The organism is Desulfomonile tiedjei (genome assembly GCA_016212925.1).
Taxonomy (GTDB): domain Bacteria; phylum Desulfobacterota; class Desulfomonilia; order Desulfomonilales; family Desulfomonilaceae; genus JACRDF01.
On the sequence record JACRDF010000033.1, the window covers coordinates 43,796 to 55,238 of the forward strand.

The following is an 11,443-nucleotide window of genomic DNA, read 5'->3' on the forward strand; positions in this document are numbered from 1 at the left end:
GCTAGCGTTTGACTCCTGCGCGGAAGACTATTGCAGCCGCAACCAAGAGCGCGGCCACAATAGCGAAAGATAAACGGTAGTCAGTGCCGGAACCCGTCAGTCCGATGAGAAGACCCGCAAGCAGCGGACCCGAAGCATGCCCCACATCGAATATGGTCCCGAAGGTTCCCATGGCACAGCCCAGATGGTCTTGTCTACAGAAGTCCGCCACAAGGGCTGCCGCGGAAGAGGTGACTATAGCCTCACCAAGACCGAAGATCGCTGCCAGAACGAGGAGCACGGGAAAGCTCCGGAACCAGGGAATGAGCACGAAAGGAATCACACAAACGAACATGCCCCAGAACAGGAGGGTCTGGCGCCCATGCCGATCGGAGATCTTGCCCATAAGGGGCTTAGAGAGAACCGTGACGAAGATTTGCACTCCCCAGAGGAGGCCTGCCTGGAACGCGGAGAACCCGCAGATCACGACTGCGTAGATTGGTAGAAACGCTTCCAAAGCGCCTACAGAAAGGTTTTGCACGCCTTCCATGTTGCTGGTGAGTAGCACTCTGCGGTCCATCAGGATTTCCCGAGTTCCAATTCGAAACTGGTCCCAAATTGCCCTGAGCGTGCGTCCATTTTCATGTTTCGGAGCATCCCACTTCCCTTGCATGACCCAAAGAGCAATCAACAAAGAAGCCATCCCTAACGCCGCAACTACTCCATACACAATATGGAAGTGGGTTAAGCTCGGGTCTGCTCCGGCGGACAGCTCTGTGAGCATCAGGCCCCCGAGCGGCGCGCCTATTAGGTTGCCGATGATGGTTATGGAAGAAAACCAGGAGAGCATCTCGCCACGTTTATCCCCTGCAACACCGACGACCACGGCCATTGCCACGGGACCGTATATGGCCGTCGCGAACCCGTGAAAGAACCGGACTACTACGAGGGCCTCGTATGAAGAAACCCACAAGTAGGCAAACGGAACAACCGCGAAAACCGCCAGGCCCATGAATAATGTCCGAGTCCTACCGATCACGTCCGAGAGTACTCCAGCCGGCATCTTGAAGAAAATCCCCGTGACCGTTGAAATCGCGACAGCGAAACCTATGGCTTCAGGTCCGGCTCCCAGAGAGGCAGCGAATAGCGCCAATACCGGCGTTCGAGCCAACGCATAGGAGGCCCTGGCAAAAAAACCCACCGCACACAAGCCGCTGAAGGTTGATCTGATGCTATCGTTCACATCGACGCCGTTTGTGGGTTCTGTGAGAATTTTCGTGCTGGACTTTGTCATCATCAGAGCCTTTCTTGACGCCTCAGCGGGCTTTTGTCAGTCCTTGTATCTCCTCGTGATATTGAAGATGCCTGCTGAGAGGTTTATCGCCTTTCGCCAGATTGGGATGTGTCTTCAGTATCTCAGGGAACCGTTCCTCGGCTTCGTGTTCCGTGGCGACGATTCTGTCTGAAGCCGTGATGATGTCCACGAGCTTGTCCGCGTAAATCACTATCTTTTCTTCAATGGTATTGGGCGAGTAGTCCTTTCTGGGCAGGCCGAGCCCATGAGCTTCCTCCTCCGTTAGGCCAGCATTGACGTGCTTCTCCATGATCGTGGTAATAGCGTCGGGAAGCCCCATCTTTCGGCCAATCTCACCACCGAAAATGCCGTGGTCGTGTCCACGCCCTTTGGCTTTCCCCAGGTCATGCAACAGCGCTCCTCTGCCTACCAACACTTTGTCCAGGTCCGCACCGGTCCTCTCAGCAAGTTCCAGGGCCTTCTGGGCCACTTGAATCGAATGTGCTATGTCGCCCTCAGATACCCCTGCTTGCCGGAGAAGATCCACATCTGACGCCTTTACCCTGCACGCGTCTCCGTCAGGGCCTTTTGCAGTCGATTTCAGTGCGAAAAAGGCCGTCTGAGCAAGGATAGCCGACTCAAGATCAGTCTTGCCGCGCAAATACCTTGCGATCACGTCGTCGTAAATGTGCTGCACATACTCTTCCAGACCTTCTTCTCCGTATAATGCTTTCATGAGTTGTCCGTATTCACAGATCCTGTTCACATCGTGGCGTTCAACTTTTTTTCCTGGATCCGCGTCCATCCACTCGTGCAATTCCCTATGGTCCTTCCCGGTTCTTTGACGACTTATTTCCACATGTTCTTCAGTACTGGGCATGCTTTGTTCTCCCTACCGGCTCACACACCAGGGCTCCGGAGCCGTTCATCCGATCATTCTTGAGAGGCCTGACGCGGTCGTGGATTTGTTTTGACGCCCCTAAACTACCGGCAGACCTGCACTCGGCGAACCTATTTCGGCGATTTCACCCCGAAGTAGGCCAGCGTGTCAGCAATGGCCTTGTCCACGTCCTCTTTGACGTGGTTGAACCTCGCGACAAAGTCATCGTGGATATGCTGGAGGTACTCCTGAAGCCCTTCAGGACCATATTTCTCCTCCATCATTTTCCCGTACTCATAGATTTTCGTGATGTCGTGCCGTTCGACCTTCTTTTCCGGGTCCTTGTCGATCCATTCGTGTAGTTCCAGATAATCCTTGCCGGTCCTTCGGCGACTCGTCTCCACGTGTTTCTCTATGCTGGGCATGGTGTGTTCCTCCTGGGGAATTACTTTCTACGAAAATATTCGTAGAGGTCGTCGAACAGAGTTGAGCCCCGATCCAACCGGGCATCATCGGGCTTGCGAGACGCCACAATTCCGTCGAGCAAGGCTAAAATGCCTGCAGTTTCAGGTTTCCTGAATTTTGTTTCCTTCAGATCGAGGTCGTGTACGATCTTGCCGATTTCTGCGAGGGCTTTGTCATTTACAGCAAAACGCTGGACAAGAACCTCGAAGCTGCAGAGATCACCTTCGTGGGTGAACTCTCCTTCAAACGTGTCGAATCGCAATTCTCCCGTCTTCGGACGGTACCCTCGCTCGGAAACGAACCTGAATGAGGCGTCAGGATCGATGAAGCGGCGAATGAGCCATGCACAGGCGATGCGATCTACGTACACCCCTTTCCGGGTCACCCATGTACGTCCTCGGAACTGCGTGACATCCGAAGTGTCAACCGCCTTCGTTCCCGTATCCGTACGATTCCGTGCTTCTGCGAGCCTGGACTCAATCTTTTCCAACAGGGTTAGTGCAGATTCGCGGCCTGGTGCCCCGAAGAAGTCTAGGTTGACGACGACCGAGAATCGCTTGTTGAGGCGTGTGAGAGCTGCCTCCAATTCGGATCGATCTTCGTCCGTCATCGACGCGCCAGGCGGTGCGGCATCGATGACCGCTTTCGCCTCATCGGCAATCTGTCCATAGTCCGCGTCACGCGCTGTCCGGAACAGAGCTTCCACATGCTCGTCCGTCAATCCCTCGACAAAGCTCGCCGCACAGATCGAAGCCTCGGCCCCTGCCTGTACGATCTCCCTGAGGACCCATTGGAAGTCCTCTAGGGTCTGTTCGTTCCTGGGGATGACGTACACGGAGTTCTTTATAGCCACAGCGCCGAGAGCCTGCAGCCTCCTCCAGATTTTGACCCTGAGGTAGCCCGGCTTTGGGGGAATCTGGTGGATGAGAAGCAGCCATTTTCCGTCAAGACATTCGGTCATCGTCACACCTCATTGCAACACTTGACATGATGATGATGCAGTTGTATCTTCTTGTCAAGTGGTCAGAGAGATTGGACTGTGAAGATTTTAGGAAAGAGGCCTTTAGAGACACTCTGCTCCAAGAACGGTTTTTAACGAGCCCCGTCCCGTAGCCGAATGGAACATCCGGCATGGGGATAAACGAAGAGGAGGTATTCGCCATGTCCGAAAGAGATGAAAAGACAAGCAAGTTTGAGGAAACCGCACCATCGGGATCAGCGGAAGCACAGGCAGCTGACCCGTGCGCGGACATCAAGGACCCCGTGAGGAGAGGCTTATGCCGCGTGTGTCAAGCGCCCGTGGTCGGGGAGGCTCCTTTTTGCAAAGATCATGAGCCACCAGTGCCATAGTAGGGAAAACGACTGTGGGGGACATTGCCTGGCGCGGTTCCCCGCAAAATAATCTTCGAGAAGAGAGGAGAATTGAAAATGGCGGATTCCATAACCCCCCAGGAACTAAAAGCCCTCATGGGCAGTGAGCGGAAACCGGCCCTTTTCGATGTGCGGAGAAAAGCCGACTTCGAGGCTGCGCCGAAGAAAATCGGCGGCGCTGACTGGCTTGATCCGGAAAAGGCCGATGAGTGGACCGATGAAATCCCTCAAAACAGGCCGGTGGTAGTGTACTGTGTCAAGGGTGGTTCCGTGAGTCAGTCAGTTGCTGATCGGCTTCAACAGAGCCACCCGGATGTCCGGTTTCTCCAGGGCGGTATAAAGGCCTGGACCGAGCTTGGCGACCCGGAGGGGGAAGATAAATGAAATGGATAACTAGGGAAAATGCCCACGTTGATCGCATCGCCTGTCCTTGGCTCATCAAACGATTCATAGATAAGGATGCCGTATTTCTTTTCGTACCGAAGGGGCAGGTCATTGCTACCGCCGAGCGAGAAGGGGCAACCCCGTATGATGTTCCGGGAGTAGAACTGGGACATGTCGAGGGGCGTTGTTCCTTCGAGAGCATCGCAATCAAGTATGGCTTGATGGACGATCCCGCTCTGATCGAAATGGCCAAAATCATCCATGCGGCCGATGTGTCCGCAGACCTGGGCAGTTCACCGCAGGGAGCGGGACTCAAAGCCATGGCGCATGGTTTTTCTCTCCTCCATGGGACCGACGATCACAAGAAGATGGAGCTTGAATTCCCCATGTACGATGCCCTTTATGCCTGGTGTGAAGACAAGGTGAAACCGGCTCGATGAGGAACGACAGGAATTCTGTTCTGAATTAAGGAGATATGGCTTGGAATCAACAGGCAAAGCGAAGAGCCCTTCGCCTGAACCGGTCTGCGAAGGTTCCCCACTGAAAATGGTCACCTTCCGAGAAGCGTTTTGGGTGTGGATGAAGGTTGCCCTCAACAGCTTTGGAGGTCCCGTCGCTCAGATCGCGGTCATGCACAGATATTTGGTGGAAGAAAAGCGGTGGATAGGTGAGAGCCGCTTTCTCCATGCGCTGAATTATTGCATGCTTCTTCCCGGTCCTGAAGCCCAGCAGCTGGCCATTTACATCGGCTGGCTGCTGCACAAAATCCCCGGAGGGATCATAGCAGGGACGGTCTTTGTCCTTCCAGGGTTCATTGCGATGTTGATCTTGAGTGTTTTGTATGCCGGCTATCAGGATTTGAGCATTGTGCAATGGTTGTTTTTAGGCCTGAAACCGGCTGTTCTGGCAGTTGTTATACAGGCGGTCGTGCGCATAGGGAAAAGAGTGCTGAAAAACAGACTCACGGTAACGCTGGCGGGGCTATCCTTCGTCGGAATCTTCTTCTTTGATGTGCCTTTCCCGTTAATCGTTATCTCAGCCGCGGTCATCGGTTATCTGGGGGGATGCCTCAGTCCGACGCTCTTCGAAGTAAATCAAGGGCATGCGACGAACTCGGACCCTTGTGATTCTGCTCTGGTAGATAAGATGCTGGAGGAAGAACCGCCGGAGCATACGAAACCTTCCGTCTCAAGGGCTGTCGTCGTGGCTCTTGTCTGGACGATTTTGTGGTTCGGTCCCATCGCCCTCATTTTGATCTTGCTGGGATCCGAAAGCATTTATTTCCAGGAAGCGACATTCTTTAGCAAAGCTGCTGTAGTGACATTCGGAGGCGCTTATGCCGTCTTAGCGTATGTAGCCCAGCAAGCCGTGGAAAACTACAAATGGGTCACTCCCGGAGAGATGCTGGACGGGCTTGGACTGGCGGAGACTACCCCCGGACCTCTCATTCTGGTCTTGCCGTTTGTCGGGTTCCTGGCGGCCTTTCGCAACCCAGGAGTCCTCAATCCGATGATTGCAGGGACTCTCGGAGCAATGCTGACAACTTGGGCCACGTTTGTCCCCTGTTTCCTCTGGGTCCTTGTCGGAGGACCTTACGTTGAGGCATTGAGAGGAAATAAGTCGCTAAACACGGCAATGTCATCCATATCAGCAGCCATAGTGGGAGTAGTTCTCAACCTGGCTGTGTGGTTCGCTCTGCACACTGTCTTCGGGTCGCTTCGGGATGCCCATTTTTTCGGAGTCCATTTGCAGATTCCGGTATGGACCACAATCAACGTACCATCACTCTTCATCACGGCGTTCGCGATGTTGGCGATTTTCCGCTTCAAGTTGAGCGTCATCAAGACCATAGCATGCAGCGCTATGCTCGGTATCGTCTATCATCTGTTTCGATGGGGCTTATCCTAGGTTGCCACACTGAAGGGGTGCTGAAGTTGTTGTTATAGCACAAAATAGTTGTCGCGTTTGACGGTGCCATAAAGAATGCTTACCAGTAAAAAGATTGCTAGAAGGAAAATTGAGCAATGGGTAATTCATGGAAACTCTTAATGGTTTTGCCTTTGGTCGTTCTGCTGTCACTGTCCACCTCAAACGTCGCCTGTGCCTCTGCCGATCTTGGCGATGTTGCAAAGATTTTGGGATTTCCGGGCCAAATGGATGAAGGGGCGTTTGTCGTTCGTTTTGCGCGCAGCGACATCAAGGTGACTATTGATGGTGAGCAGATGCCCACAGCGCTCGGCTTTGGTTCCTGGACCGCATGGAAGGACATGGGCAAGGATACTATGGTGATGGGGGACCTTGTCCTGTTGGAAAAAGAGGTCAATCCCGTCATCTCCGCACTGGGAGAGGCAAATGTCCAGGTCACGGCGCTACACGACCATTTTTTCTATGACCAGCCTCGGATCATGTTTATGCACATCGGCGGAATGGGAGATCCCGTGAAGATGGCCCAAGGTATCAGAAGTGCTTTGGACAAAACCGCCACTCCTCCCCCAAGTTCCGGCTCGTCAGGAAGTTCAGAACCTCCTCTAAACTTGGACACTAAGAAAATCGAGCAAGTCATTGGGCATTCGGGCAAGGCGGCCGGTGGTTCCTTCAAAATCACGGTAGGTCGTCCTGGAGTCAAAATGCATGGCGTGGAATTGACCTCAAGCATGGGGCTCAACTCCTGGGCCGGGTTCGTAGGAACTGATGAAAAGGCGCATGTGGCCGGTGATGTAGTGATGTCCCCAAAGGAGGTCAACCCAGTAATACAGGCATTCAGAAAAGGCGGCATCGAAATCGTTGCGGTTCACAATCACATGCTGGACGAGCTGCCACGGGTATTTTTCCTCCATTACTGGGGAACAGGACCTGCGGAGAAACTGGCTCAAACCGTGCGAGCCGCGTTCGATGAGGCGAAAGGACCTATCAAATAGGTGGGACTGGGAGCGCTTCTCTGAGGACCATCCCAAAAGTTATCTAAGTCGCACACAATTTTTGATTCTGAAAGAAGGCTGAAAAATGAAGATAATAATGATCTTTGTGTTTGGAGTGATGATGACAGCGGTAGTTGTAGCAGCCCAAAATGGGAAAATGTCATGGAATTTCGATACAGACAAGATTGGTGAAACTGCTAAAGGCTTCACGAATGAAAGGGGAAGATGGGAAGTCGTTGCCGACGACACGGCTCCGTCAAAACCCAATGTCCTGGCCCAGTTGGCAAGAAGTTCCGGTCAAACGTTCAACCTCACGCTTGTCACCAACACCAATTATAAGGACGTGGATGTGACGGTCAAAATGAGAGCCATCGCGGGCAGCACTGATCAAGGCGGAGGCATCGTCTGGAGGGCGAAGGATGCCAAGAACTATTATGTGGCTCGTTACAATCCATTGGAAGACAATTATAGGCTCTATCACGTCGTGAACGGACAACGTTCCGAACTCAAGAGCGCAGAAATCCCGCATCCTTTGGGATGGCAGACACTGCGTGTTACCATGACAGGCGATCACATTGAGTGCTATTACGATGGCAAAAAGTATCTGGACGCGAAGGACTCGACTTTCAAGGAAGCAGGCAAAATCGGACTGTGGACGAAATCTGATGCTCAGACCCATTTTGACGATTTGGTGGTAAGCGGCAAACCGTGAATCGCGTCGAACTATTTTCCAAAGGAATCGCCATGAAGGACGAGATTGAACAAACCAAAAACCGGAAGCTTTCCGGAACATTTGATTGTCAAGAGTTCTTCCGTTCCTGTATCCTGAACGGGCTTGTTCTAATGTGTATGGAATTGGTTTAGCTGAAGTGAGTGAGGGATCATGTTTCATTCGAGATTCGTCCGGCTGCTCATAGGGATGTTCTTGGTGAACCTGTTCTTCGGGGCAAGTTCATCCTCCGCCTGGGAATTTTCAATGGAGGGCGAGCTGGTCTGGAAGAACCGATTCGTCGGACAACTCGGATCTAGGGGCTTCTTCGGGAAGTACGACCTGGACAATAGTTCTACACCAGGGAATTTCGCCTCGGTCAACGGCTGGGTGAGCGGAAAACTCAACGATCTCTCGTCATCCAGTAGCGCTGCCGATCAGGTTATGGAGACGAATGTTCTTCCAGAGCTGAGAATCAATTCTGCCATGAGACTGAGAGGCGAATATCGGATCGGAGCCTTCGGCGACCCCATAGCCTCGTCATACACCAATTCCACGAGTCCGGGAGTTCAGGTTGCTATTTCAGAGGGGCAGTGGACCATGTGGTGGTTTAGCGCCCAAACTCCTTGGGGAATAGTGACCTATGGAAAAAGACCGTTTAATTTTGGGTGCGGACTCCAGTACAATGGAGCCGAGGACCTGACTTCAGAATCATTGCTCCTGGTGGCGCCCACAGGTCCATTGAGAATCGGAGTCGGTTTCTATCCGTGGAGGCAGCAGCCGGACAACCCTTTTAGACAAGATCAGCCTAACAATTCGATTCCCCAAACAACCGAGAATCCGTACTTCAATCCTCTGGATACGAACGCAGTTCTGGCTTTGTCGCCGACCGCGTTCATTACTTTCGACGCCGGACCGATTTCCGTAGGCATGGTAGCTGAATACTTTAGCTTTCACAGAGGGCCTGAATCCCAACGGTCCCAAATCGACCGAGCATCTTTTCCCACGAGCGATGTCGTCGGCACGGACGGCGGAATATTTCTCAAATACAATAACGGAAGGTATTTTCTCAACGCTGAGTTGGACTGGGTCAACAAAACCACTAAATTCCAACGATCTCTGAATGGAACCTTCCTCGGGACGCCTGACCGAGCGGACGGAACCGGAAGCCTGTTTGCTCCTCGGTACATTGAAGCCTGGAGATGGATGGTGGAGACGGGCCTCATGGCTGGCCCGATCAAGGCCTCCTTCATTTACGCGTGGCTGCCAGGGCCGGATAGAAGGCACGGTGTGGTCATCGATAGACAGCCGTATTTTTACGGCTTTGCCAACAACGGACTATTCATGCCGTACAGCCTTGTCATGAACTTCTATTACGGCGGAGGCTTGAACTTGTTCAACCTGAACACGGACGGGTACCTTAACGACGCCTCGATTCTCGCTGCAAGACTGGACTATGCCGCGGCATCCAATTTGAATCTCTTTGGAAGCTTTTGCTGGTTTGACAGAGCATCCGCACAGGGTTACGGATGGGGATTCATGCGGCCTGGGCCTACGGGCACCACGGTTCAATTCCAGAACCTAAGCACCATCAATGCCGCCACGACGGGTGCGCCTTCGATTCCCGACAACAATCTGGGATGGGAGATTGACGCCGGTATAGACTGGCAATTGCTGGACAAATGGACTGTGAGAATGGCGGCAGGCTACTGGCAACCGGGAAGGTGGTTCAATTACGCCTGCATTGATAAGACCGTTCCGAACTGGGACAACCCATCTCCAGCTAATCAGTTCGGGATCAATCCCAACCGGGTGATCGATCCTGTGACTGCGATCAAGGTTTTCGTTATTGTTGAGTTTTGACAAACTGGCCGAGTTTTCTGCCGCTGGTCTACATAGGAGGTTCAGGCCCATGAGAAAGGCATGTATCTTTGTCATGGCGCTCTTGATGATCGCAGGGACCTTGGCCCTGGTCTATTTGGAGAAGAGCGCGGCACAAGCCCAACAGCAGCCTGTAGCGGAACAGAAGAAATTCGTATCCAAGTCCAAAGATTTTCCCCAGGGTACGGCCACTCCATCAGCCGAGTGCGGAGAATGCCATCAGGCAATCTACCGAGAGTACGCTTTTGGATTCGGGACCGATCTCATGTACAAACCGATGGCTTACAAGGACCCGAAGCAGGAATTACTCTCGCTTTCGGGAAGAGTCCTGACTGCTGGTTCAGCACACTCATTTGCGGGAACGGACCCCTGGCCTGTACACGCTCGCGATGTGGAGGAAGGAGGAAGATCCTGTAATGTTTGCCATTACCCTGAACCCTTTGATATTCCCGATTTGGACAAGCCTGAGATCGAGCGACCCAAAGCGCGTCCTCAAGGCAAAGAATCACTTGGAATCACCTGCGCCAGTTGCCATCTCACCCCGGAGGGCAAGATTCGAGGACCCTATGGAGCTGAAGCACCACATGAAACCGTTAAGGAACCAAAGATAAAGACGGCAGCCATGTGTGCTCATTGCCACTCCGTTGGAAAACGCGTGGTTGCTAAACAGACCCAGACCTTCCTGGAATGGCGAGAAGATTTTCATAAACCGGGCTTGGGTTCTCAACAGTGCCAAGACTGTCACATGCCTGGAACTCTTCGGAAGTCGGCTGAGAATGAGGATGTGCCAGTCAGGGCAGTGGCAAGACACCTATGGACCGGTGGACATTCTCCCCAACGGTTATCAGGCGCATTGAGCCTTGTCATTGTGTCAGAGAAAGAATCAACATCAGCCCTCAATTTTCATATCATCAACATAGGGGCAGGACATTCCGTTCCCACAGGCTCGAACCGACGAGGCATGTATCTCAAAGCCGATGTGGCTGATGGCAAAGGCATAGTTGTAGCAAGACAGGACTGGATGTTCGCTCCTTGGTATGGGGATCGTCCGGATGACAAGGCTTTCCTTGAAGAAGATAAGAAACGCCCGGATGCTATTTCGGCCAGTATGGCTGATGCGCAGGGTCCCCACGAAACCATTATTCGAGCCGGAGAGGAGCGTATCCTGTCCTGGGACCCGAAGTTAAAAACAGGCGAATATGAAGTCCGAGCAAGCCTGATCTACGACCTGAATCGATACAACGATCCGAATTTTGAGGGAGATCAGACCACATTATTTCGGAAAAGCCTGCCTCTTAGAGTCAAGTAAATCAACTGAGTGAAAACGCGGCCACGGCGTTGGCCTCAGAGCCTTTATACCGATTCGCGTTCAAAAAGGCGGCCTTAGGAATGGCCGGTCCCCATGCCCGCCATGTTCACTGGTACGAAAGCGCATTGGTAGTGCGCCAGGCGCAGCTTGGCATCTCTTGCAGGGTGCGAGTCCCTGTCGGGTAAGGCCCAACCAGCCACCCGTATCGAGTGTTGCGGATACTAGGAGGATGCAATTTAGGGCAAACGAACGA

11 protein-coding genes are annotated in these 11,443 nt (G+C 52.9%); 7 read left to right on the forward strand and 4 right to left on the reverse strand.

Going from position 1 to position 11,443, the window contains the following annotated elements:
* Position 1: 1 nt before the first annotated feature.
* The 4 genes from HY913_14420 to HY913_14435 form a co-directional block, all read right to left on the reverse strand.
* Positions 2-1,273 (reverse strand): MFS transporter, encoded by a 1,272-nt coding sequence (locus HY913_14420; protein MBI4964469.1) that lies wholly within the window; start codon positions 1,271-1,273, stop codon positions 2-4.
* Positions 1,274-1,295: 22 nt separating this feature from the next.
* The gene (locus tag HY913_14425) at positions 1,296-2,153 is read right to left on the reverse strand and encodes an HDIG domain-containing protein (GenBank protein ID MBI4964470.1); all 858 of its coding nucleotides are present in this window, start codon (positions 2,151-2,153) and stop codon (positions 1,296-1,298) included.
* 131 nt (positions 2,154-2,284) lie between these two features.
* Positions 2,285-2,578 carry a hypothetical protein gene (locus HY913_14430; protein ID MBI4964471.1) on the reverse strand — a complete coding sequence of 98 codons (294 nt, stop codon included), beginning with the start codon at positions 2,576-2,578 and terminating at the stop codon, positions 2,285-2,287.
* Between the two features lie 20 nt (positions 2,579-2,598).
* The gene (locus HY913_14435; protein MBI4964472.1) at positions 2,599-3,579 is read right to left on the reverse strand and encodes a chromate resistance protein; all 981 of its coding nucleotides are present in this window, start codon (positions 3,577-3,579) and stop codon (positions 2,599-2,601) included.
* 467 nt (positions 3,580-4,046) lie between these two features.
* Between HY913_14435 and HY913_14440 the strand changes: the two genes are divergently transcribed.
* The 7 genes from HY913_14440 (at position 4,047) to HY913_14470 (ending at position 11,190) form a co-directional block, all read left to right on the forward strand.
* Complete coding sequence (locus tag HY913_14440) at positions 4,047-4,373, forward strand: thiosulfate sulfurtransferase GlpE (protein MBI4964473.1); 327 nt, start codon at positions 4,047-4,049, stop codon at positions 4,371-4,373.
* Positions 4,370-4,813, forward strand: coding sequence for a chromate resistance protein (locus HY913_14445; protein MBI4964474.1), 444 nt, complete (start codon positions 4,370-4,372; stop codon positions 4,811-4,813). The genes HY913_14440 and HY913_14445 overlap by 4 nt, the downstream gene beginning before the upstream one ends.
* Before the next feature lie 106 nt (positions 4,814-4,919).
* Complete coding sequence (gene chrA, locus HY913_14450) at positions 4,920-6,281, forward strand: chromate efflux transporter (GenBank protein ID MBI4964475.1); 1,362 nt, start codon at positions 4,920-4,922, stop codon at positions 6,279-6,281.
* A 116-nt stretch (positions 6,282-6,397) separates the two neighbouring features.
* Complete coding sequence (locus HY913_14455; protein ID MBI4964476.1) at positions 6,398-7,291, forward strand: DUF1259 domain-containing protein; 894 nt, start codon at positions 6,398-6,400, stop codon at positions 7,289-7,291.
* An 85-nt stretch (positions 7,292-7,376) separates the two neighbouring features.
* Positions 7,377-8,003 carry a DUF1080 domain-containing protein gene (locus HY913_14460; GenBank protein MBI4964477.1) on the forward strand — a complete coding sequence of 209 codons (627 nt, stop codon included), beginning with the start codon at positions 7,377-7,379 and terminating at the stop codon, positions 8,001-8,003.
* Positions 8,004-8,174: 171 nt separating this feature from the next.
* Positions 8,175-9,863, forward strand: a complete 1,689-nt coding sequence (locus tag HY913_14465) for a hypothetical protein (protein MBI4964478.1) — start codon at positions 8,175-8,177, stop codon at positions 9,861-9,863.
* 49 nt (positions 9,864-9,912) lie between these two features.
* On the forward strand, positions 9,913-11,190 hold the full coding sequence (locus HY913_14470; protein MBI4964479.1) for a hypothetical protein: 1,278 nt from the start codon (positions 9,913-9,915) through the stop codon (positions 11,188-11,190).
* Positions 11,191-11,443 lie beyond the last annotated feature (253 nt).

Coding starts and splice junctions, on each gene's coding strand:
- HY913_14420 (MBI4964469.1), bottom strand. CDS start 1,273: ATGACAAAGTCCAGCACGAAAATTCTCACAGAACCCACAAACGGCGTC.
- HY913_14425 (MBI4964470.1), bottom strand. CDS start 2,153: ATGCCCAGTACTGAAGAACATGTGGAAATAAGTCGTCAAAGAACCGGG.
- HY913_14430 (MBI4964471.1), bottom strand. CDS start 2,578: ATGCCCAGCATAGAGAAACACGTGGAGACGAGTCGCCGAAGGACCGGC.
- HY913_14435 (MBI4964472.1), bottom strand. CDS start 3,579: ATGACCGAATGTCTTGACGGAAAATGGCTGCTTCTCATCCACCAGATT.
- HY913_14440 (MBI4964473.1), top strand. CDS start 4,047: ATGGCGGATTCCATAACCCCCCAGGAACTAAAAGCCCTCATGGGCAGT.
- HY913_14445 (MBI4964474.1), top strand. CDS start 4,370: ATGAAATGGATAACTAGGGAAAATGCCCACGTTGATCGCATCGCCTGT.
- chrA (MBI4964475.1), top strand. CDS start 4,920: ATGGTCACCTTCCGAGAAGCGTTTTGGGTGTGGATGAAGGTTGCCCTC.
- HY913_14455 (MBI4964476.1), top strand. CDS start 6,398: ATGGGTAATTCATGGAAACTCTTAATGGTTTTGCCTTTGGTCGTTCTG.
- HY913_14460 (MBI4964477.1), top strand. CDS start 7,377: ATGAAGATAATAATGATCTTTGTGTTTGGAGTGATGATGACAGCGGTA.
- HY913_14465 (MBI4964478.1), top strand. CDS start 8,175: ATGTTTCATTCGAGATTCGTCCGGCTGCTCATAGGGATGTTCTTGGTG.
- HY913_14470 (MBI4964479.1), top strand. CDS start 9,913: ATGAGAAAGGCATGTATCTTTGTCATGGCGCTCTTGATGATCGCAGGG.